The sequence below is a fragment of the Rhodanobacter sp. DHB23 genome (assembly GCF_014842975.1).
GTDB lineage: Bacteria > Pseudomonadota > Gammaproteobacteria > Xanthomonadales > Rhodanobacteraceae > Rhodanobacter_A.
In genome coordinates this window covers 240851-261225 of the sequence record NZ_JACYXK010000026.1, presented here as the reverse complement: position 1 = coordinate 261225, position 20375 = coordinate 240851, and the positions used below count along the sequence as shown (strand labels likewise).

General features: G+C 70.9%; 19 protein-coding genes. 11 read left to right on the top strand and 8 right to left on the bottom strand.

Going from position 1 to position 20375, the window contains the following annotated elements:
• Both IHE47_RS09605 and IHE47_RS09600 read right to left on the bottom strand, forming a co-directional pair.
• Entirely contained in the window at positions 1 to 1128 is a 1128-nt protein-coding gene (locus IHE47_RS09605; protein ID WP_192105674.1) for an HD domain-containing phosphohydrolase, read from the bottom strand.
• A gap of 40 nt (positions 1129 to 1168) precedes the next feature.
• Complete coding sequence (locus tag IHE47_RS09600; protein ID WP_192105673.1) at positions 1169 to 4363, bottom strand: ligand-binding sensor domain-containing diguanylate cyclase; 3195 nt, start codon at positions 4361 to 4363, stop codon at positions 1169 to 1171.
• Positions 4364 to 4524: 161 nt separating this feature from the next.
• On the opposite strand from IHE47_RS09600, the gene dapD reads away from it, so the two are divergent.
• The 6 genes from dapD to IHE47_RS09570 all read left to right on the top strand — a co-directional run bounded on the left by dapD (position 4525) and on the right by IHE47_RS09570 (position 9960).
• Entirely contained in the window at positions 4525 to 5352 is an 828-nt protein-coding gene (gene dapD / locus IHE47_RS09595) for a 2,3,4,5-tetrahydropyridine-2,6-dicarboxylate N-succinyltransferase (protein WP_192105672.1), read from the top strand.
• 65 nt (positions 5353 to 5417) lie between these two features.
• Positions 5418 to 5777, top strand: a complete 360-nt coding sequence (locus IHE47_RS09590) for a Spx/MgsR family RNA polymerase-binding regulatory protein (RefSeq protein WP_192105671.1) — start codon at positions 5418 to 5420, stop codon at positions 5775 to 5777.
• A 3-nt stretch (positions 5778 to 5780) separates the two neighbouring features.
• Positions 5781 to 6278: a DUF2165 domain-containing protein gene (locus tag IHE47_RS09585; RefSeq protein ID WP_192105670.1), complete on the top strand. Its 498-nt coding sequence runs from the start codon at positions 5781 to 5783 to the stop codon at positions 6276 to 6278.
• Positions 6279 to 6282: 4 nt separating this feature from the next.
• Complete coding sequence (locus IHE47_RS09580) at positions 6283 to 7347, top strand: VIT1/CCC1 transporter family protein (RefSeq protein WP_192105669.1); 1065 nt, start codon at positions 6283 to 6285, stop codon at positions 7345 to 7347.
• Positions 7348 to 7402: 55 nt separating this feature from the next.
• Positions 7403 to 8539 carry a succinyl-diaminopimelate desuccinylase gene (gene dapE, locus IHE47_RS09575; RefSeq protein ID WP_192105668.1) on the top strand — a complete coding sequence of 379 codons (1137 nt, stop codon included), beginning with the start codon at positions 7403 to 7405 and terminating at the stop codon, positions 8537 to 8539.
• Positions 8540 to 8583: 44 nt separating this feature from the next.
• Positions 8584 to 9960, top strand: a complete 1377-nt coding sequence (locus IHE47_RS09570; protein WP_192105667.1) for an MBL fold metallo-hydrolase — start codon at positions 8584 to 8586, stop codon at positions 9958 to 9960.
• Here the strand turns inward: IHE47_RS09570 and IHE47_RS09565 are convergent.
• Complete coding sequence (locus IHE47_RS09565; protein WP_192105666.1) at positions 9909 to 10796, bottom strand: helix-turn-helix domain-containing protein; 888 nt, start codon at positions 10794 to 10796, stop codon at positions 9909 to 9911. The genes IHE47_RS09570 and IHE47_RS09565 overlap by 52 nt on opposite strands.
• 113 nt (positions 10797 to 10909) lie before the next feature.
• Between IHE47_RS09565 and IHE47_RS09560 the strand changes: the two genes are divergently transcribed.
• Positions 10910 to 11302, top strand: a complete 393-nt coding sequence (locus IHE47_RS09560) for a DUF3224 domain-containing protein (RefSeq protein ID WP_192105665.1) — start codon at positions 10910 to 10912, stop codon at positions 11300 to 11302.
• A 9-nt stretch (positions 11303 to 11311) separates the two neighbouring features.
• Here the strand turns inward: IHE47_RS09560 and IHE47_RS09555 are convergent, their stop codons facing one another.
• Together IHE47_RS09555 and IHE47_RS09550 are read right to left on the bottom strand one after the other, a co-directional pair.
• Positions 11312 to 13720 carry a penicillin acylase family protein gene (locus tag IHE47_RS09555; protein ID WP_192105664.1) on the bottom strand — a complete coding sequence of 803 codons (2409 nt, stop codon included), beginning with the start codon at positions 13718 to 13720 and terminating at the stop codon, positions 11312 to 11314.
• Positions 13717 to 14523 (bottom strand): phosphodiester glycosidase family protein, encoded by an 807-nt coding sequence (locus IHE47_RS09550; protein ID WP_192105663.1) that lies wholly within the window; start codon positions 14521 to 14523, stop codon positions 13717 to 13719. The genes IHE47_RS09555 and IHE47_RS09550 overlap by 4 nt, the downstream gene beginning before the upstream one ends.
• Before the next feature lie 96 nt (positions 14524 to 14619).
• Between IHE47_RS09550 and IHE47_RS09545 the strand changes: the two genes are divergently transcribed.
• The 3 genes from IHE47_RS09545 (at position 14620) to IHE47_RS09535 (ending at position 15962) form a co-directional block, all read left to right on the top strand.
• Positions 14620 to 15108, top strand: coding sequence for an 8-oxo-dGTP diphosphatase (locus IHE47_RS09545; protein WP_192105662.1), 489 nt, complete (start codon positions 14620 to 14622; stop codon positions 15106 to 15108).
• A complete protein-coding gene (locus IHE47_RS09540; RefSeq protein ID WP_343227466.1) occupies positions 15087 to 15524 on the top strand; it encodes an NUDIX domain-containing protein in 438 nt (145 codons plus the stop codon). Before IHE47_RS09545 ends, IHE47_RS09540 begins: the two co-directional genes overlap by 22 nt.
• A 96-nt stretch (positions 15525 to 15620) precedes the next feature.
• Positions 15621 to 15962 carry a zinc ribbon domain-containing protein YjdM gene (locus IHE47_RS09535; RefSeq protein ID WP_192105661.1) on the top strand — a complete coding sequence of 114 codons (342 nt, stop codon included), beginning with the start codon at positions 15621 to 15623 and terminating at the stop codon, positions 15960 to 15962.
• A gap of 130 nt (positions 15963 to 16092) precedes the next feature.
• Here IHE47_RS09535 and IHE47_RS09530 read toward each other — a convergent pair whose 3' ends face one another.
• From IHE47_RS09530 to IHE47_RS09520, 3 genes are all read right to left on the bottom strand, one after another.
• Positions 16093 to 16584 (bottom strand): hypothetical protein, encoded by a 492-nt coding sequence (locus IHE47_RS09530; RefSeq protein WP_192105660.1) that lies wholly within the window; start codon positions 16582 to 16584, stop codon positions 16093 to 16095.
• A 98-nt stretch (positions 16585 to 16682) separates the two neighbouring features.
• Positions 16683 to 17102 carry an FKBP-type peptidyl-prolyl cis-trans isomerase gene (locus IHE47_RS09525; protein WP_192105659.1) on the bottom strand — a complete coding sequence of 140 codons (420 nt, stop codon included), beginning with the start codon at positions 17100 to 17102 and terminating at the stop codon, positions 16683 to 16685.
• Positions 17103 to 17141: 39 nt separating this feature from the next.
• Positions 17142 to 19004: a 3'-5' exonuclease gene (locus IHE47_RS09520; protein ID WP_192105658.1), complete on the bottom strand. Its 1863-nt coding sequence runs from the start codon at positions 19002 to 19004 to the stop codon at positions 17142 to 17144.
• Positions 19005 to 19194: 190 nt separating this feature from the next.
• Here IHE47_RS09520 and IHE47_RS09515 point away from each other — a divergent pair, with 190 nt between their 5' ends.
• Positions 19195 to 20370, top strand: coding sequence for a GGDEF domain-containing protein (locus IHE47_RS09515; RefSeq protein ID WP_192105657.1), 1176 nt, complete (start codon positions 19195 to 19197; stop codon positions 20368 to 20370).
• The last annotated feature ends 5 nt before the right edge of the window (positions 20371 to 20375 follow it).

The following is a 20375-nucleotide window of genomic DNA, read 5'->3' as shown; positions in this document are numbered from 1 at the left end:
TCAGTCCGCCGCGTCGGCCCCCCACAGCGCTTCCATGCTCACGTCGAGGTTCAGGTTCCACAGGTTCGCCACCTCGACGATGCCGTGCGATTCCGCGTCGCCGCTGCGCCGGATCGGCGAAGCCAGGCGCAGGCCTTCCGGGGTGGTGAGCGAGGCCACCACGGGCTGGTGGCCGGCGTTGCCGCGCTGGACCACGATCGCGACCGAGCCGTTGCGCAGGCGTACGCCGGTGCCGGGCGGATAGACGCCCAGCGTCTTGATGAACACCCGGGCCAGTTGTTCGTCCAGCACGGCGTTCTCGTTGAGGAACAGCCAGCGCAGCGCCTGTTTCGGCTGCAGCGGCGAGCGGTGGTCGCGGCCGACGATGCGCGCGCAGTACACGTCCGCCATCGCCAGCAGGCGCGCGGCCTGGCCGATTTCCGCGCCGTGCTTGCCGGCGGGGTAGCCGCTGCCGTCGCCGCGTTCGTGGTGGTCGCGCACGGCATCCAGCCAGGTGGCGTCGTCGATGCCGAGTTCGCGCAGGCGCGCCACGCCGAGTTCGCAGTGCCCGCGCACCGCCGCCTTCTGGGCAGCGGTGAGCGAACCCTTGTGCGCGGCGAGTTCGTCCTGCAGGGCGGACATGCCGATGTTCATCGTCAGGGCGGCACGGACGGTGGAAGCCAGTTCGCCGGCATCGAACTCCAGCGCCATGCCGGTGATCTGGCAGGCGATCGCCACGTTCACCGCGTGACGGCTGCTGTAGGGGCCCTTGACGCACAGCAGGGCGCTGGCCAGCGCCACCTCGGGGTTGACCTCGCAGGCGACGCGCACCTGGATGGCGATGTCCGCCAGCGCGGCAGGGAAATCCGCCGGTGCGGGATCGGACAGCAAGGCATGCAGGCTGCGGCGTGCGCCCAGCACGCGCGCCAGCGGCGACGGCTGCGGTTCCAGCGGCTCCAGCGGCAAGGGGCCGCGGCATTCCTCCTCGGAGCCGTAGAACATGCCGTGCTGCAGCAGCAGGTCGCGCAGCGCATCGCTGGCGATGACCTGGCCGGAGCACAGCAGCAGCTTGCCCCGCGCGTCGTAGGCGTTGAAGCGCATGGGGCGGCCGACGATCAGCTCGCTAGTGTCGATGGGACGCCGCGGCACGGCTGCTCCTTCGGTTCGGTTGCGGTGGCGTGGAGGGTGTTCACTTCAGGGCTTCCGGCGGGTCGTTGCGGACCCACGACGCCAGGACGGGAAGCGGCCCTGGCCCGGGCAGGCGGGCGAGCGCCTCGCGCAGGGCGTCGACCACGTTGCCCGGCGGCGGCGAGGTCACCGGGGGCACGCCGACCCAGGCATTGCGGCCTTGCCGCTTGGCGGCGTACAGGCATTCGTCGGCGAGGTTCACCACCTGCTCCCAGTGCAGCTTTTCCAGTTCGCTGGCGAAGAACGGGTAGTTGGCAAAGCCGATCGAGCAGGTGAGCTGCACGTGCTGGCCGTCGCCGAGGTCGAAGCGCGCGGCGGCCACGGTCGCGCGGATGCGTTCGGCGAACAGCGGCCCGGCGTCCGCCGGGGCGGAGCGGGCCACGATCAGGAACTCCTCGCCGCCCATGCGCACGGGCGTGTCGGCGCCGCGGGTGGCCGACAGCAGCAGGTCGCGGAACTGCTGCAGCACGCGGTCGCCGCTGGAGTGGCCCCAGGTGTCGTTGATCCGCTTGAAGTGGTCGATGTCCACCATCAGGAACAGCAGGTGCATGGGCGGCTGGCCATGCTGCCGGGCGTGCTGGTGGGAGCGCCGCGCGCTGGCCAGGTCGGGCCCGATGTGCTCGCTGAGGTAGCGGCGGTTCTTCAGGCCGGTGAGCGGGTCGATCATGACCTGCCGCGCGAGCGCCTCGTTGGCCTGCTGCAATGCCTCGTTGGCCTGCGCCAGTTCGGCGGTGCGCTGCGCCACCAGGGTGGCCAGCGCCCGGTTGCGCCGGCGCAGCGTGGCCGAGCGCCACTGCATGAGCAGGCCCAGCAGCAGCGTGGCCGAGGCGATCCACAGCAGCCAGGCCCAGGTCGTGCGGTACCACGGCGGCAGGATGCGGAAGGCGAACGTGGCCTCCCGGCCCTGCTGGCCGTACACGTTGCGCGCGCGCACGTGGAAGCGGTAGAGGCCGTCGGGCAGGTTGGTGTAGTCGCGGTAGGTGCTGTCGTTCCACGGCGACCAGCCGTGATCCAGCCCCTGCAGCCATACCTGGTAGCGGGTGGCGTCGGACAGGGTGTAGCTGGGCAGGGCGAACTCGAAGCGGATCGAGTTCTGTTCCCAGGGGATCTCGGGCGGCCCCGCCGCCGCCGGGGCGTCGGTGGACAGCGCGCGGTTGTCCGATCCGGTCGCCCGGCGCAACAGCGTGGCCAACTGCGCGTCCCGCGGCATGGCGCGCGTGGATTCGTAGCGGAACAGGCCGGCGTCGCCGCCCATCCACACGGTGCCGTCGGCGTCGTCCAGGAACACGGAAATGTTGGTTCCCGTCAGCGGTTGCAGCGGCACGGCCTGCCAGCGCCAGCCCTGGGCGGCAGGCACGGCGTGGCGGACTTCCTTCGAGCCGGCGGCTGCGCCGGCATACATCCACAGTCCGCCGTCGTGGCCCTGGTGCAGCGTATCGATCTGCGGCGGCCCATGCGGGAACAGGCCGGCGAACGCCGCGTCGGGCACGAAGCGGTTGCCACCCTCGTCGAAACGATAGATGCCGTGCGCGGCGATGAAGTGCAGCGTGCCGTTGATGGCGACGATGTCGTTCTGCTCGGCCGGCAGGCCGGCCTCGTTGCCGTAGCGCTCGACCTTGGGGAGGCGCGGGTCGCGCGGGCCCTGCCAGTCCGGCGGCAGGCTCAGGCGGATCGCGCCGCCGCCCCACAGGCTCAGCCAGACATGGCCCGCCGCGTCCTGCCGGATGGTGCGCACCTGGTTCCGCACGCCGGGGATGTGGCCCTCGTCGACCCAGTGGCTGCCCTCGTATTTCAGCGTGCTGACGCCGTCCGGGCGGCCGACGAACACGCGCGAGGGATCGGTGGTGGACTGCCGCAGGGAAAGCGCCGGGGCCGCCAGTTCCGCCTGCGGCGGGGCAAGCAACTGCTGGAAGCCGCCGCCGGCCGTGGCGAACACGCCGGCATCGCTGGCGACCAGCATCTGGTCGCCGATCTCGGCGAAGCCCCAGATGACTCCCGGCACCTGCGGGATCTCCTCGAAATGGGGGTTGGTGCCCGCGACGAGTCGGTACAGGCCCTCGATGGATCCCGCGTAGAGCGTGCCGGCGTGGCGGTGCAGCGCCTGCACGCTGCCCGGCAGTCCGCTGATCCGGTCGTAGATGGTCAGCGGCGAGCCGATGTCGATGCGGGCGATGCCATAGCCTTCGGCAACCCACAGGCCGCCTTCGCGATCCTGCATCAGCGCCAGCACCGCGTTCGAGGACAGGCCGCTGTCGCGCGTCAGCGTGCGCAACAGGCGGCCCTGCGCGTCGAGCAGGAGCAGGCCGCTGCGCAGCGTGCCGACGGCGAGCCGGCCATCGGCCAGCCGGATGGCGTCGTACAGCTGGCCCTGCCGGATCGCCGCGTCGGCCTCGATGACCCAGGGGCGCCAGGTGCCGCCGTGGAGGACGAACCAGCCCTGGTTGCGCGTGCCGGCCAGCAGGTCGCCCGGCTGTGCGCCCGGGCCGCGCCATGCCAGCAGCGCGTAGATCCTCTCGTCGGCAAAGCGCCCGCTCCCGGGCACCAGCACCAGCTTGTCGCCGTCCAGCCGCATCAGGCCCACGCCCGTCTCGCGGATGTACAACCGGCCGTCGACCACGAAGCTGGTGTGGAAGGAGGTTGGCGGCTTCCACGTTTCCATGGCGCCGCCGCGGTAGCGGAACAGCGTCGTCGTCGTGGCGAAGACCACCCCGTCGGCCGTGACATGCGTGGCCCAGACGTCGGCGAAGTTGCGTTCGCCGGGCGGGATCCTGTCGCGCAGCGACACGAAGGCCAGTTGCCCGGTGGCGTCCGGCTGCAGGTAGCCCAGGTCGCCCACCGTGCCCATGTACATGCGGCCGTCCGCGCCCCGCGCCAGCGAACGCACCGTGGCGTGCTTGGGCGCGGTAATGCGCTGCCAGCGGGTGCTGTCCCAGATCAGCAGGGTGCCGTCGTCGTTGCCCACGTAGATCGCGCCCTGGCCATCCTGCGCCAGCGACCAGTTCTGCGCGCCGGCGCCGTAGCTCCTGGGGCTGAAGTTGTGGATGTAGTTCCGGCCTGCCTCGTAGGGCGTCGTCGCGGCGGTGGCCAGGGCGGGGGCGAGCCATGCCAGGGCGGCCAGCAGGCAGCACGCGACCAACGCCCGCGCGCGGGCGAGGTTTTGCGTTTGCTTGTCTATGGCGGCGGCCCTTTCATCCATTGCACCCTCGCGGCAGGCCGCGCAATCGGCTGGCTCTTGTCGCGGGAAATATCGGCCATCCGGCATGAATCTTGAGCGAAACGGCCCGTCCGCCGGTTTCGCCGCGCCGCGCGGGCGGGCACAATGGGCGTTCCCCACGACGGTTTGGACGTCCATTCGCCATGCAGAGCATCGAATCCCTGATCGACGACGCCTTCGAGCGCCGCAACGAGCTGACCCAGGCCGAGGTCGAGACCCACCTGCGACCCGCGCTGGGCCAGGTGCTGGACTTGCTCGAATCCGGCGAGCGCCGCGTGGCCGAGCCGGACGGGCAGGGCGGCTGGAAGGTCAACCAGTGGCTGAAGAAGGCGGTGCTGCTGTACTTCCGCATCAACGGCAACCGCGTGGTCGATGGTGGCCCGGCGCTGGCCTTCGACAAGGTGCCGCTGCGCTTCGCCCACGGCAACGACGCCGAGCTGCAGGACCTCGGCGCGCGCGTGGTGCCCGGCGCGCTGGTGCGCCGCGGCGCGCACATCGCCAGGGACGCGGTGCTGATGCCCAGCTACGTCAACATCGGCGCGCACGTGGGCGCCGGCACCATGGTCGACACCTGGGCCACGGTAGGCTCCTGCGCGCAGATCGGCGCGGGCGTGCACCTCTCCGGCGGCGTGGGCATCGGCGGCGTGCTGGAGCCGCTGCAGGCCAACCCCACCATCATCGAGGACCGCTGTTTCATCGGCGCGCGTTCCGAAGTGGTCGAAGGCGTGGTGGTGGAGCAGGGCAGCGTGATCGGCATGGGCGTGTTCCTCGGCCAGTCCACGCGCATCTACAACCGCGCCACCGGCGAGATCAGCTACGGCCGCGTGCCTGCCGGCAGCGTGGTGGTGGCCGGCAGCCTGCCCGCGAAGGACGGCTCGCACAGCCTGTACGCCGCGATCATCGTGAAGCAGGTGGACGAGAAGACCCGCGGCAAGACCTCGATCAACGAACTGCTGCGCAGCGGCGAGTAGGCGCACCCTGTGCGCGAACCTCAGCCTCCGATCGCCCACAGGGTGGGCTCCTACAGGAAATCCGCATGACCCAGCCAACCCTCTATGGCCTGCCCACCTGCGATACCTGCCGCAAGGCGCGCAACTGGCTGGACCGTTTCGAGGTGCCGTACACCTTCGTGGACTACCGCGCCAACCCGGTGCCGGCGGCCACGCTGAAGGCCTGGGCGGCACAGCTCGGCGGCTGGGAGGCATTGGTCAACAAGTCCTCCACCACCTGGCGCAACCTGCTGCCGCAGCGCAAGAACCCCGGCAGCGATCCGGAATGGACGCTGCTGCTGAAGGAATACCCGGCGCTGATCCGCCGCCCGGTGGTGCTGCAGGAAGGCGGCAGTATCAGCGTGGGTTTCAGCGACAACGGCTTCAAGAAGCTGTTCGGCCGCTGACGGATGCTCGTGCGCCTGTGCAAGGTCGCGGTGCTGGCGGCGATCGCGCTGTGGATCGCGCTGGTCGCCTTCGGCAACCTCGGCGACTACGGCAGCAACTGGCCGTTCGTGCAGCACGTGCTGGCGATGGATACGATCTTCCCTGACGCGCACATCCGCTACCGCGCCATCCGTTCGCCGCTGCTTCAGCATGCCGCCTATGCGCTGATCATCGCGCTCGAGGTGCTGGCTGCCGTGCTGTGCTGGCTGGGTGTGTGGCGGTTGTGGCGTGCGCGGCAGGGCACGGCCGCAGCATTCCAGCGGGCCAAGCGCATCGCCGTGCTGGGCCTGGCCACCGGCGTGCTGCTGTGGCTGGGCGGCTTCGTGGCGATCGGCGGCGAGTGGTTCGGCATGTGGATGTCCAGCCAGTGGAACGGCATCGAAAGCGCGTTCCGCTTCGCCATCGTGTTGCTGGCGATGCTGTTGTGGCTGGGGCAGCGCGACGACGAACTGGACGATTGAACCCGTGCCCGACCATCGCACACGCCGTTACCGCATCAACCTGCGCATCGAGCGCGACAACGCCGCGCTGTACGCGCGGCTGGCCGAGCTGGCCGCCGATCCGCGGCTGGCGCATGCGTACCGGCGCATCGCCGAGGGCGAGCGGAGCAATGCCGCGTTCTGGGAATCGCGCCTGCGCGAGCAGGGCGCGACCGTGCCGCCGCCGCGCACCGGCCTGCGCGTGCGCGCGCTGGGCTGGTTTGCGCGGGCCTTCGGCACCGAATTCGTGATGCCGACCGTGGTGCGGCTGGAGCATGCCGACCACGCCGCCACGCCGGTGGACCGCAGCGGCCACCGCGACCATTTCCTGCCGCCGCAAGCGCGCGTCGCGCGCGGCCACAACCATCGCGCGCAGAGCGGCAACACGCTGCGCGCGGCGGTGCTGGGCGCGAACGACGGCCTGGTCTCCAACGTCAGCCTGGTGATGGGCATGGCCGGCGCCGCTGCCAGCGACCGCGCCGTGCTGCTGGCCGGCCTGGCCGGGCTGGTTGCCGGCGCCTGCTCGATGGCGCTGGGCGAGTGGCTCAGCGTGAACAGCTCGCGCGAGTTCTACCAGGCGCAGATCACCGAGCGTGCGGAACGCCTTGCGGTGGCGCCGGAGGACGGCGTGAGCCACATCGCCGGCATCTACCGCGGGAAGGGGCTGGGCCGCGCCGAGGCCGAACACCTGGCCGAGCATCTCACCGAGACACCACGCGCCGCGCTGGATACCGTGGTGCGCGAGGACCTGGGCGTCGATCCCTCCGAGCTGGGTGGCTCGGCGTGGAGCGCCGCACTGTCCTCGTTCTGCCTGTTCGCGTTCGGCGCCGCGTTCCCGGTGGCGCCGTACCTGTTCCTGCACGGGCATCCCGCGCTGCTCGGCAGCGCCGTCGCCGCGGCGGCGGGACTGGCGCTGATCGGTACCGGCACTTCGCTGTTCACCGGGCGCGGCATGCTGTTCTCGATCGCGCGGCAGTTCGCCATCACCGTGGCCGCGGCGGCGATCACCTACGGCGTGGGACACCTGCTGGGCACGGTGATCGCCGGCTGAGCGATGCCGGCGCGCTGCTATGCTGCGGCACCGCCTCCCCGTCCGATCCGCCACCATGTCCGATGTGCTCGAGCTTGCCTGCGAACTGATCCGCCGCCGCTCGGTGACGCCGGACGATGCGGGCTGCCAGGCGCTGCTGGCCGGACGGCTGCAGCGCGCGGGTTTCCGCATCCAGCACCTGCGCCATGGCGACGTGGACAACCTCTGGGCCGTGCATGGCGACGGCGGGCCGACCCTGGCCTTCCTCGGCCATACCGACGTGGTGCCCAGCGGGCCGGAAGCGGCCTGGCACAGTCCGCCGTTCGAGCCGGTCGTCCGGGACGGAAAGCTGTACGGCCGCGGCGCCGCCGACATGAAGGGCTCGGTGGCGGCGATGGTCGTGGCGCTGGAACGATTCGTGGCGGCGCAGCCCGGCCATGCGGGTCGCGTGGCGCTGCTGCTCACCAGCGATGAGGAAGGCCCGACCAACCTCGACGGCGTGCGCAAGGTGGCCGCGGGCTTCCGCGCCAGCGGCGAGCGCCTCGACTGGTGCGTGGTGGGCGAGCCGTCGGCGAAGGCGACGCTGGGCGACCTGATCCGGGTGGGGCGGCGCGGCTCGCTCTCCGGCACGCTGGTCGTGCGTGGCGTGCAGGGGCACGTGGCCTATCCGGAGAAGGCGCTGAACCCGATCCACGCCTTCGCGCCCGCGCTGGCCGAGCTGGCCGCCGGGCGCTGGGACGAAGGCAACGCGGATTTCCCGCCCACCTCGTTCCAGGTGTCCAACCTCAACGCGGGCACCGGCGCCAACAACGTGATCCCGGGCGAGCTCAGCGCGCTGATCAACTTCCGCTACTGCACGGCCAGTCGCGCCGAGGACCTGCGTGCGCGCACAGAAGCGGTGCTGCGCAGGCACGCGCTGGATTTCGCGCTGGACTGGAACCTGTCCGGCGAACCCTTCCTCACGCCACCGGGCGGCCGGCTGCGCGACGTGGTGGTGGGCGTGTGCCGCGACCTGTGCGGCATGGAGCCCGAGCAGAGCACCGGCGGCGGCACCTCGGACGGCCGCTTCATCGCCCCGCTGGGGGCCGAGGTGGTGGAGCTGGGGCCGGTCAACGCCACCATCCACAAGGTGGACGAGTGCGTGGACGTGGCCGGGCTGGAGCGTTTGCCGGACCTGTACCAGGCGATCTGCGAGCGTTTGCTGGCCGGCTGACCGCGGCGGTTTCCCACGTCATCCATTCCGGACGGAGGCAAGACATGCGTATCGAATTCCACGGCGCGGCAGGCGGTGAAGTCACCGGCTCCTGCCATCTGGTCGAAGCGGCCGGCAAGCGCATCCTGTTCGACTGCGGCATGGTGCAAGGCAGTCGTGACGCGGAGGCGCGCAATGCCGAGCCGTTCGCGTTCGATCCCGCTTCCATCGATGTGCTGGTGGTCAGCCATGCGCACATCGACCACATCGGCCGCGTGCCGCTGCTGGTGAAGCGCGGTTTCAAGGGGCCGATCTACGCGCAGGCGGCCACCTGCGACCTGTTCCCTATCATGCTGCTCGACGCCGCCTCGCTGTCCGAACACAGCGCCGAGTTCGAGAACCGCAAGCTTGCGCCGGGCCAGCCGGAAGTCGAGCCGCTGTACTCCGCCGCCGACGTCACCGCAGCGCAGCAGCAGCTTCATCCGCTGCCCTACGAGACGGACACCGGGATCCTGCCCGGCGTGACGCTGCGCCTGCACGAGGCGGGGCACATCCTCGGTTCGGCGATGCTGGAGCTGCGCGCGGATGGCCGCTCGATGCTGTTCACCGGCGACGTCGGCATGCCCGGCACGCCGATCCTGCGCGACCCTGCGCCGGCGCCGCGCACCGACCTGATCCTGATGGAATCCACCTACGGCGACCGCAACCACAAGGACCGCGCCGCCACTGTGGCCGAGCTGGGGCGGATCCTCGCCGCGGCGCGCGCCGACGGCGGCAACGTGGTGATCCCCGCGTTCGCGGTGGGGCGCAGCCAGGAGCTGCTGTACTGGTTCGCTGAACACTTCGAGGACTGGAGCCTCGCGCACTGGACGATCTTCCTCGACAGCCCGATGGCGGCCAAGGTGATGGCGGTCTACGACCACCACGAGGAGCTGTTCGATGCCGATGCCGCGAAGGTCTGGCAGGGCCGCATCAAGCCGTTCAAGCTGCCGAACCTGCGCGTCAGCGCGAGCGTGGACGACAGCAAGGCGATCAACCGCATCCACGGCGGCGCCATCATCATCGCCGGCTCCGGCATGGCCAACGGCGGGCGCGTGCGCCATCACCTGGCCAACAATCTCGGCAATGCGCACAACCACGTGATCTTCGTGGGCTACCAGGCCGCCGGCACGCTGGGCCGCCTGCTGGTCAACGGCGTGCCGCACGTGCACCTGTTCGGCAACGACATCACGGTACGCGCGCGGATCCATACCGTGGGCGGCCTGTCCGCCCACGCCGACCAGCAGGGGCTGCTGGACTGGTACGGTAGCAGTCCCAACCACCCGCCGGTGGCGCTGGCGCATGGCGAGAACCCGGCGCGGGAAGCCCTGGCGGCGGCGCTGAAGCAGCGCTACGGCACCGCGGTGACCTTGTCGCAGCCGGGCATGCAGCTCGACGTCTGAGCGCCTCGGCGCGGATCTTCGCGCCGCGCGTAATCGGCCGGCGCGCAGCCGACCAGGCGGCGGAAGTCGCGGATGAAATGGGCCTGGTCGTAGTAGCCGAGCGCCAGCGCCAGTTCGGCCCAGGCCTGTTCGCGGCCCGCCTGCAGCTGCGCCACTGCCTCATGCAGGCGATAGCGGGCGATCACCCACTTCGGGCTGGCGCCCACGTAGTCGCGGAACAGCCGCTGCAGCGCGCGCAGGCCCATGCCAGCGCGTTCGGCCAGCTGTTCGGCGCGCAGCAGTTCGCGATCGCCCGCGACCTGCGCCACCAGGGCACGCGCCTGTGCCGCAAGCGGGTCATGCGCTGGAGCCGTTGCCCGCAGCAGGGGCTCGACCCGTGCCACCATCGCGGCGATGTCCGGGCAGGCGGGGATGGCCGGCGCGATCGCGTCGATCCCGGCGCCGAACACCTCGCGCGCCGGCCGCGAGCGATTCGCCAGCGCCGCCACCGGGCTGCGCAGGAAGGCATGGAAGCCGCCGGCGGCGAACTTCACCCCGAACACGGTTTCGCGGCCTTCCAGCATGCGGCGGTAGCGCCCGCCGTGCACGCCCCACAAGCGTGCCTCGCCATGCTCGACGATCAGGTGCACATTCGGATGCGGCAGCGTTTCCTGCAGTTGCGGCGGGCGGCCGCGCAGGTCCCAGCGCACGCACCAGTAGTGCTCGACGAAGTCGGCCAGCAACGGCGCGGGCGCCTGCCGCGCGTGCTCGAGCACGCCCTCGTCGAAGCGCGTGTGCAGCACGCCGCGCGGGGCATCGGCCAATGCAGCGGAGGGATGTCGCGTTTTTCCAATCATCGTGGAACCGATGGTGCTGGAGTGCGTGGGCGCCAGCAGCGATCATCGCAGAGGCCGCGCCGGGATGTTCTGCCGGCGGCATCCGCCGCCCCTTATCTACGGAGACATGTGCCATGCAAGCGAGCGGTACGTTCACGGTGAAGCTGGAGCCGCAGCTACCTGCACCGTCGATCGCGGAGGCGGGACTGGGCCGCATGACCCTCGACAAGCGGTTCAGCGGCGATCTCGAGGCACACGGCCTGGGCGAGATGCTGGCGTACCGCAGCGCGGTGGACGGCTCGGCCGGTTACGTGGCAATGGAGCGCGTGACCGGTGCGCTGCACGGCCGGCGCGGCGCCTTCGTGTTGCAGCACTCGGGCACGATGGATCGCGGCGCGCCCGCGCTCGTCGTGAGCGTGGTGCCCGACTCGGGCACGGATGAACTGGCGGGACTGGCCGGAACGCTGGCGATCCACATCGACGCGCAGGGCGGGCACTCGTACACGTTCGACTACAGCCTGCCCTGAGCGCCCGCCTCAGCGCGCCGGCTCCAGCGTCAGCGTGTGCTGCGCAGGACCGGGCAGCAGCGGGGTGGGGCGGCCGAGCACCCAGTCCCGGTGGCCGGCGCCGTAGTACGGCGACAGCGGGTTGTCGCTCTGCCCGCCGGGCATCTCCAGGATGCCCTGTGCCTCGTGGCCGGGCGACACGGCCAGGCGCTCGGAGGCGCCGAAGCCGGGGCTCGCCACGCGCGGCATGTTGTCGTCGCCGGGCAGCTCGTCGTCGGGCATGTCGAGGAAGCGCGCCACGAAACCGGGCAGCGCGCGGGACAGCGGGTGGCGTATGCCGGCATGGTTGAGCTCGCCCCAGCGGCGCGCGGCCAGCCCGCCAGGCTGGCTGCCCCGCGTGGCGGCCACCCGGCGCGCGGCATCGAGCAGCAGCGCATGCCAGTCGGCGTATGCCGGATCGAGCAGGTTCACCGGCTGGCGCTGCACCAGCATCCACACCGCGGCCTCCGGGCTGCCCAGGCCGGGCCAGGCGAAATCGGGGTAGGCCGCCTTGACGCGGGCGGCGAACGGCGCCAGCACCGCGTCTTGCACTTCGCCGCGGAACGCGCGCACCAGGCGGTAGTCCACGCTGTCGGGATCGGCGCGACCGCTCCAGTCGGCAGTGAGTTCGCGCAGCTGGCGCAGCGCCGGCTCCCGCGTGCCGGCCAGGGTGTCCTGCAGCAGGTGCTGCCAGCGGGCGAGGAACACCGCGTTGTCGTCGAGCTGGATGTCGAGCAGGTCGCCGGGCGTGAAGAAGGCATGTGCGAACAGGTCGTCGCGGATCTGCCGCGCCCGCGCGCCGAGGTCGTGGCCGCCGTTGCCGAGCAGGGCCAGGGCGTCGCCGCCCACGGTGCGGTTGTTCGCCGTCCACAGCCGGCCATCGGCCGGGTCGAGCACGCGCGGGTATTGCGCAGGCGCGGCCCAGCCGGTCCAGCCGTTGCCGGGCAGCGACCAGTCGGCGGGCAGCCGCGGGTCGTAGCCGTTGCGCAGCGGCACGCCGTTGCCGGCGATGGTCCAGCCGACATGGCCGGCGGCGTCGGCCACCAGGATGTTCTGCGGCGGCATGCCGAAGGTGGGGGCGAGGTCCAGCGCGGCCGCGGTGCTGGCGACATGTTCCAGCTGCATCAGGTCGAGGTTGTAGGAGCGCGGTTCCTGCGCGATCCAGGCCAGCGCCAGCGGCGTGCCGTCGGTGTCCTTCGCCACGATCGGGCCCCAGCGCGTGTCTTCCACCTCCAGCGTGCGTGGCGCCGCGCCTTTCACACGGATGACCTCCTGGTGAGGCTGCAGGGAGGCCCAGCCTTCGGGCACCTTGTAGCGCGAGGGATCGTGCGGATCGCGCTGCACGCGCACCCAGTCCATCCAGTCGCCGTAGCTGTTGGTGAAGCCCCAGGCGATCTGGCCGTTGGAGCCGACCACCATCGCCGGCGTGCCGGGCAGGCTCACCCCGGCCACGTCGCGCTCGCCGTGCGGGGCGGCGGGGTCGGGGTAGCGCAGGCGGGTGCGGAACCAGATGTCGGGCACGCGCAGGGCCAGGTGCATGTCGTTCGCCAGCATCGCCGCGCCGGTGCCGGTAAGCGTACCGGCCACCGCGAAGTTGTTGCTGCCGGGGCGGCGCGCGTCGTGGCTGGGCGCGAGCACGGCGGCGAGGCCGGCGACCGGCTTCGCCGCGGGCAGGCGGCGAAGGTCGAAGGTGCCGGCATCGGGCGGCACCGGCTGCGGCGACAGCGGCCCGTCGAGCGGCGCCTCCCACCCGGGATCGGGCGCGAGCAGGAAATCCGCCAGTGCGCCGGGCAGCGCCGCATGCATCTCGGCGATGCGCAGCTCGCGCGTGTTGCGGCCGTCGTGGTTGAGGTCGAGGTACATCGCGGCGATCACCAGCAGCGTGTCCTCCGAGCGCCATGGCCGGGGCTGCGCCCGCAGCAGCAGGTACTCCCAGGGGCGCACGCGCAGCGCGGCGAGGCCGGCGTTGACGCCGTCGCGGTAGCGGTCGAGTTCCCGGCGCCGGACCGGCGGCAGCTGCGCGTAGGCCGCCACGGCCACCGCGCGCAGGCGATGGCGGCGATGCTCGAGGTCGGTGGGCAGCGCCACCGGGCCGAACAGTTCGGCCAGTTCGCCCGCGGCGACGCGGCGCGCCAGGTCCATCTCGAACCAGCGCTCCTGCGCATGCACGTAGCCCAGCGCGAAGTCGAGGTCGCCGCGGCTCCTGCCGCTGAGCGTGACCGTGCCCAGCGCGTCGCGCTGGATCTCGACGGGGGCCTGCACGCCGGCCACCCGCATCCCGCCATCGAGCCGGGCGCGGCTGCCGGCGAGCAGGTACCAGCCGGTGCCGAACGCGCCAAGCAGCAGGATGGCCACGGCGGCCAGCAGGCCGCGCCACCCGCGGAAGCGGCGCGCGTTCATTGCGGCACGAACACCGCGAAGATGCCCGCATAGGGCTTGACCAGGAAGGCCGGCGCGCCGGCGTAGCCTTCGCCTTCCACGAAGATCTGCGAGATGCTGCCGTCGAGGTACAACGCGTCGCGGCAGCCCAGCCTGTCGCGGAACAGCTGGGCGAAGCCATGGAAATTCACCGGCACTTCGCTCACCGCGAACACCACTTCGGTGGGCGATTTCGCGCACACGCCGCTGCGCCACTTCAGGCTGCCCGAATCGTCCACGAAACTGGGATTGATCCGGCCGTCGATCACCAGCATCGGGCCGGACTGCGTGGCCCAGCGTACCGGCTTGTGGTCGGCCTTGAACCCGGCACTGGTGCGCACCGCGGCATGCCCGTCGGGATAGATCGCGAAGACGCCGTTCGGCAGCAGCGAGAAGTTGCCCGAGGCCGGGTTGCCGTGCGCCATGTTCAGCGGCACCAGGGTCTTGCCGTCCTCCACGTACAGGCCCAGCGGCGCGTTCTGGCGGTCGTAGATGCCGGCGTTGGCGGCGAACAGCAGCTGCTGGCCGCGCGACTCGCCCCATTGCTGCAGCGTTTCGATGTCGCCGTAGGCGTCGCCGCTGTCCGGGTCGCGCCAGTGCAGGCTGAGCGGATCGCGTTTCAGGTCCAGCGTCACCACGCGGTAGTTCTGTCCGCCGAACACCAGTTCGCGGCTCACCGGCACGCGCGACGGTGCGCCGCAACCGGCCGTGCCCGCGAGCAGCGCCAGCAGCGGGAGCCGGCGCAGGAAACGGGCAGTGCAGCGGGGGCGAAACGTCGTGCGCATCCGCCGATGGTCGCCGCCCGGCGCGGGTCGATGCAAGCCTGCGCCGAGGCCCTGGCGGCACCCGCTAGAATGGCCGCTTTCCGCGGCCGTTTCGCCATGCCCTACACGCCCATCGTCGCCACGCTCGGCTACGTGCTTTCGCCCGACCGCACGCAGGTGCTGATGATCCACCGCAATGCGCGGCCCGACGACCAGCACCTGGGCAAGTACAACGGCCTGGGCGGCAAGATGGAGCCGGGCGAGGACATCGCCGCCTGCATGCGCCGCGAGATCCGCGAGGAGGCCGGCATCGACTGCCTGGCCATGCAGTTGCGCGGCACGCTCAATTGGCCCGGCTTCGGCAAGCAGGGCGAGGACTGGCTGGGCTTCATCTTCCTGGTCGACCGCTACGAAGGCACGCCGCTGGCCAGCAACCCCGAGGGCACGCTGGAATGGGTGGCGCGCGACCGGCTGATGGAACTGCCGATGTGGGAGGGCGACCGCCACTTCCTGCCGCTGGTGTTCGACGAGGACGCGCGCCCGTTCCACGGCGTGATGCCGTACCGGGACGGGCGCATGCAGTCGTGGTCGTACAGCCGGCTGTGAAGCCGGTGGCCGCGGATGCGGTGGCGCGGGTCATCCGCATCGTCGCCGCGGTGATCCGCGACGATGCGGGACGCACCCTGCTGGTGCGCAAGCAGGGCGCCACGGTGTTCCAGCAGCCCGGCGGCAAGCGCGATCCCGGCGATGCCGACGACCTCGCCACGCTGGCGCGCGAACTGCACGAGGAGCTCGGCTGCACGCTGCGTCCCGGTTCCGCGCGGTTCCTCTGCCGCGCCAGCGCGCCTGCAGCCAACGAGCCGGGCCACGTGGTGGAAGCCGATGTCCATGAAGTCGGCGTGGACGGCGAACCGCGCGTGCAGGCGGAGATCGCCGAATTGCGCTGGGTCGATCCCGCCGCGCCCGGCGTGCCGGTGGCGCGCTTGAGCCTGGAGCACATCCTGCCGCTGTTGCATGGCTGAATCGCGCGGCCGCGCCTTTCCCGCCGATCCCGAAACGCGGTGCGGGGTGGCTGGCCCGGTCGGGTAAAATGGCGGCCTTTTCCGCAAGGTCGCAGCATGTCCAGCATTCCTCCCTGCCCGCAGTGCGCGCTCGAGAACACCTATCCCGACGGCGGCAACTACGTCTGCGCCGATTGCGGCCACGAGTGGCCGCAGGTGGAGCAGGCTTCCGCCGAAGCCGCGCCGGTCGTGCGCGATTGCAACGGCAACGTGCTGGCGGCCGGCGACACCGTCGTCGTCATCAAGGACCTCAAGGTCAAGGGTTCATCGATCCCGCTGAAGCAGGGCACGCTGATCCGCAACATCCGCCTGGTCGAGGACGACGCCGAACACATCGAAGGTCATTCGGACAAGATCAAGGGCCTGGTGCTGAAAACCTGTTTCCTGCGCCAGGCGTGAGCGGCGTCCGGGGTCGTCGTGTCCTGGATCTGTCCACGATTTCCGCTGCGGGCCGGACAGGTGCACGGCGCACAGGGCGCCCCCGCAAGGATAGCCCTGGCGCGAGAGCCATCGCGGATCCGGACAGGCTTTACCAGCCGCGCCCGTGGAACTGCCCCTGGCTCACGCCGACGGAGAAGCTGACGCCGCCGCTGGGGTGGTCGCAGTCGCCGAGGTTCTTGGTGACGCTGACGGCACCGCTCTGGTAGCTCCCGCTGGTGTGGCTGCCGGACATCACGCCCATGCCCACGTCGCCGTGCACCTGGGGCTGGCCGTAGGTGGAGTCGTCGCAGGTTTGCGACGAGCTGGCGACGTGCTCGTCGGTGTTGCCCATGCGGCCGCTGGTGTCGCCGTAGTACGCGCCGGGCGCGCTGCCGGGCCTGGTCGTGCCGGCGGTGCCGGAACCGCTGGCGGGCTTGGCCGAGGTGCTGCTGGCGGCGGGCAGGTCGGAAGGCATGTTGTTGACCTGCGGCAGCTTGAGGTCGAGCGGCGGCGGCGCCTGGTTGGAAGTCGTCTGCGCCCAGGCCGTGCCGGCGAGCAGGCTGGTGACGAGCAGGGCGGTGGCGATGCGGGGGGTCTTCATGGGGGAGCTCCGGGGCTTGCCGCTGACAACGCGCGAGGCAGTGTCGGGGAATACAACCTTGGACGCCTCGGCGCGCGGATGGTTCCGCATCCCACGGCTCAGCGCACGCCCACCAGTTCCACGTCGAACACCAGCGCGGCGTTCGGCGGCACCGTGCCGCGGACGCCACGGCTGCCGTAGGCCAGTCGCGCGGGGATGACGAGGGTGCGCCTGCCGCCCACGTGCATGCCGCGGATGCCCTGGTCCCAGCCGGCGATCACCTCGCCCGCGCCCAGCGTGAAGCTGATCGGCTCGCCGTTCTCTTCCGAGCTGTCGAACTCGGCGCCGCGGTGGTCCTTCGCGCCGGCGTCGTACAGCCAGCCGGTGTAGTTCACCTGCACCACGTCGCCGTCGCGCGCCAGCGTGCCGGTGCCGACCACCCGGTCGGTCTTCTGCAGCAGCACGACCTGGTCCGCCGCCAGCGCGGGCAGGGCGAAGGTGGCGAAGGCGAGCACGGCGACGAGCAGCAGGCGACGCATGGTGGATTCCCCGGCGATGATGCGCGCAGTCTATCGGGATCAGCGCGCCAACTGGCCCTGCACCTCGTTGATCGAATCGCGGATGCGCTTGGAGAACACCGAATCGAGGTGGTGGATCAGCACCAGACGCTCGGTGGCGCGGGTCATCGCCACGTAGAGCAGGCGCGCCTCGTCCACTTCGCGCTGGCCCTCGTGCGGCAGCGAGCCGAGGCCGGGCACGATCACGAACGGGAATTCCAGGCCCTTGCAGGAGTGCATGGTGAGCAGCTTCACGCTGTCCTTGACCACGAACAGCGCCTGCTTGCCGCGTTCGTCGGCGAGGCTGGAGGGGATGGCGATGCGCTCCAGCGCCTCGTGCAGCTTCTCGCCTTCCCAGTTGTTGCGGTAGATCACCGCCATCTCGCCCCACGGGCGGCCGTGTGCGTGTTCGTCGCGCAGCTGGGCGATCAACGCGTCGAGCTGGGCGGCGGCGGTGTCGGTGCGGATCAGCTCGGGCAGCGGGCCGCGGCGGCCGGCGCTTTCCGGGGCGATCAGCGGCACGCCGTCGTCGTCCTCGACGCGCGCGGCGAGCAGCTCGCTGGCGAAGTTGCGCGCCACCGCGAGGATCTCCAGCGTGTTGCGGTAGTTGAGCTTGAGGATGGTGGTGCGGCCCTGCGCCTGCACGCCCAGGCTTTTCCAGCTGATGCGGCGGCGGTCGGCCTTGCCGTAGATGTTCTGCGCGTCGTCGTACAGCACCAGCAGCGAGTTGGTGGCGGGGTCGATCATCTGCACGATCAGCTTGTACCAGTCCGGCTCGAAGTCGTGGCCTTCGTCCACCAGCACGGCGCCGTACTGGAAGCGCGGGATCTGGCCCTTGTCCACGCCCTCGATCACCCGCTCCACCATCTTTTCGAAGAAGCGCTCGCCCTTGGGCGGCAGTTCCACGTGGTAGCTGGTCAGCATGCGCCGGCACCAGCGGTGGAAGTTGTAGACCTGCACCTTGTCGCCGAGGCCGCGCTCGCCGATGAGTTCTTCCAGCCGTGCCGCCAGCGCCTTGTTGTAGCAGAGCACCAGGATCGGCCGGCTCATCGAGCGCGCCAGCTGCATCGCGCGGAAGCCGAGGATCATGGTCTTGCCGGAGCCGGCCACGCCGTGGATGATGCGGTGCTCGTCGCCCAGCGAGCGCGCCAGCTGCTCCTGCTGCGCGTCCATCACCTTCACCAGGTCGGGGATTTCCAGCGCGCGCGCATCCTTGCCCTCGGCGGCGAACAAGCCGAACTGGCCGCTGCCCGGCTCCACGCGGATCTCCGGGAACAGGTGCCAGCGCACGCGGTCGATCTGCGGCAGGGTGAGCGCCACCGGGAACACCTGCGGGAACATCGCCCACAGCTGCTCCTGAAAGGCTTCGGGATCCACCGTCTCGTACAACTCGTCGCGGCAGATCGCGAGGTGAGCGGGAATCACCGCGTCCAGCCCGCCTTCCCCGAACTGCTTGCGCGTGATGTTGGCCAGCACCACGCCGTAGCCCCACGGCATGACCAGCTTGCCGGCGTAGCGGTGGCCTTCCGGGTTGCGCAGGGCCGGGTCGTTCTCCAGCACCACGCCGATTTCCAGCGCATAGGCGCGCGCCTGCAGCAGCGGGCTGGTTTCCCTGGCCAGGCCGCGCTCGGTGACCAGGGTGAACTGGGTCTTGTCGGCCTGACGGATGGTGTCGGCCTTCCAGTCCTTCACCTCCAGCACCAGCAGGCCGCGGCGCGGGTGGAACACCACGAAGTCGGGCTGGCGCTGCTTCAGGCCCACCGGCACGTCGTACCAGAGCAGGTAGTCGTCTTCGAGCTTCTGCTCCAGCCGTTCGGACACGCGCTTCTCGCCGCCGGTCATGCGCGGCAGGCAGCTGTTGCGGGAGGGAATGAGCGTGGCCATGCCGGTTTCCGTGGGGTGCTGGCCGGAAAGTAGCCGAACGATGCGGGCTGTCAACGGCAGGCGGACGCCCCCGTTTCGGGGCCTCGGGCACCGGGAAAGTGTGAACTGCGTCTCAAGAAGGCCGGGCATTTGCCGATAACACCCTGATATCGCGGAGGCCGGACCCTGGGGAGGGTGGATGCCTGTTCTGGTGCAGAGCTTGTCTTTGCTTGGCGCGATGCAGGCCGCGACCGTGGCGTTGATGCTGTGGCTGGGCGTGCATTCGGACGAAAGCCGGGCGGTGCGCAGCCTGCATCTGCGGGCCAGCGCGCTGGCGGTGGAAGCGTTGGGCTATGGCACGGTGGCGTTCGGGCATTACCTGCCCGCGGACGTCCCGACCCTGGGCGGCAATGCGCTCAACCTGCTGGCGCAGGCGATGAGCGTGATCGCGCTGCGCATGCTGCTGGGCGCCCCCTTGCGCTGGCGCGCCGCCGTCGTGGTGGGCGTGGTCGGCTGGACGGGCGTGGCCTGGTTCGCCGTCGTCCAGCCCGACTACCAGAGCCGCGTGCTGTGGGGCTCGGTGGCCATCGCCTGCAACCTCATGCTCAACATCGAGGCCCTGCTGCGCGGCCGCTCGGATGGCTGGTCGCGGGCGCGCCATGCGCTGCTGTGGATCTTCGTGCTGTCGTTGCTGCTGCTGGTGTGGCGCAACGGCATGCTGTGGCTGGGGGGCGCGCGGCTGGACAGCGTGCTCACGCCCAGCCCGACCAACGTGTTCTGGATGCTGCTGTCGGGCATGCAGTCGCTGTTCTACGGCCTGGGTTTCCTGCTGCTGTACAACGAACTGCTGCAGCGCCAGCTGCACGTCATGGCGCGCGTGGATTCATTGACCGGCGTGCCGAACCGCCTGGCCCTGGAGGAACGATTCACCGGCATGCTTGCCGCGGATGTGGCCACGCATATGCCGTTCTGCCTGCTGCTGCTGGACATCGACCACTTCAAGAGCGTGAACGACCGCTTCGGGCACGATTGCGGCGACAAGGCGCTGAAGACGCTGACGCGCCGCGTCCGCGACGTGCTGCGCGGCACCGACATGGTCGGCAGACTGGGCGGCGAGGAGTTCATCGTGCTGGCGCCGGACGTGGGTCGGGCCGCCGGCGAGGCGCTGGCGGAGCGGATCCGCGAAGCGGTGGCAGGCTCGCCGGTGAGCATCGACGGCCTCGACCTGCCGCTCACCGTTTCGGTGGGCGTGGCCGAGGCCGAGCTGCACGAGCGGGACATGTCCACCACGCTGCGGCGCGCCGACAAGGCGCTGTACGTCGCCAAGCACGGCGGCCGCAACCGGGTGGTGGTGGCGCCGGCGCCTGCCGGCGGCGTGGCACGATAGTCGCA

Bases quoted from the DNA above. Each gene is read 5' to 3' on its own strand.
- IHE47_RS09535 (WP_192105661.1), top strand. From the start codon at position 15,621: ATGTCCAGCATTCCTCCCTGCCCGCAGTGCGCGCTCGAGAACACCTAT.
- dapE (WP_192105668.1), top strand. From the start codon at position 7,403: ATGTCCGATGTGCTCGAGCTTGCCTGCGAACTGATCCGCCGCCGCTCG.
- IHE47_RS09565 (WP_192105666.1), bottom strand. From the start codon at position 10,796: ATGATTGGAAAAACGCGACATCCCTCCGCTGCATTGGCCGATGCCCCG.
- IHE47_RS09545 (WP_192105662.1), top strand. From the start codon at position 14,620: ATGCCCTACACGCCCATCGTCGCCACGCTCGGCTACGTGCTTTCGCCC.
- IHE47_RS09600 (WP_192105673.1), bottom strand. From the start codon at position 4,363: ATGGATGAAAGGGCCGCCGCCATAGACAAGCAAACGCAAAACCTCGCC.
- IHE47_RS09570 (WP_192105667.1), top strand. From the start codon at position 8,584: ATGCGTATCGAATTCCACGGCGCGGCAGGCGGTGAAGTCACCGGCTCC.
- dapD (WP_192105672.1), top strand. From the start codon at position 4,525: ATGCAGAGCATCGAATCCCTGATCGACGACGCCTTCGAGCGCCGCAAC.
- IHE47_RS09555 (WP_192105664.1), bottom strand. From the start codon at position 13,720: ATGAACGCGCGCCGCTTCCGCGGGTGGCGCGGCCTGCTGGCCGCCGTG.
- IHE47_RS09560 (WP_192105665.1), top strand. From the start codon at position 10,910: ATGCAAGCGAGCGGTACGTTCACGGTGAAGCTGGAGCCGCAGCTACCT.
- IHE47_RS09550 (WP_192105663.1), bottom strand. From the start codon at position 14,523: ATGCGCACGACGTTTCGCCCCCGCTGCACTGCCCGTTTCCTGCGCCGG.
- IHE47_RS09520 (WP_192105658.1), bottom strand. From the start codon at position 19,004: ATGGCCACGCTCATTCCCTCCCGCAACAGCTGCCTGCCGCGCATGACC.
- IHE47_RS09585 (WP_192105670.1), top strand. From the start codon at position 5,781: ATGCTCGTGCGCCTGTGCAAGGTCGCGGTGCTGGCGGCGATCGCGCTG.
- IHE47_RS09525 (WP_192105659.1), bottom strand. From the start codon at position 17,102: ATGCGTCGCCTGCTGCTCGTCGCCGTGCTCGCCTTCGCCACCTTCGCC.
- IHE47_RS09590 (WP_192105671.1), top strand. From the start codon at position 5,418: ATGACCCAGCCAACCCTCTATGGCCTGCCCACCTGCGATACCTGCCGC.
- IHE47_RS09530 (WP_192105660.1), bottom strand. From the start codon at position 16,584: ATGAAGACCCCCCGCATCGCCACCGCCCTGCTCGTCACCAGCCTGCTC.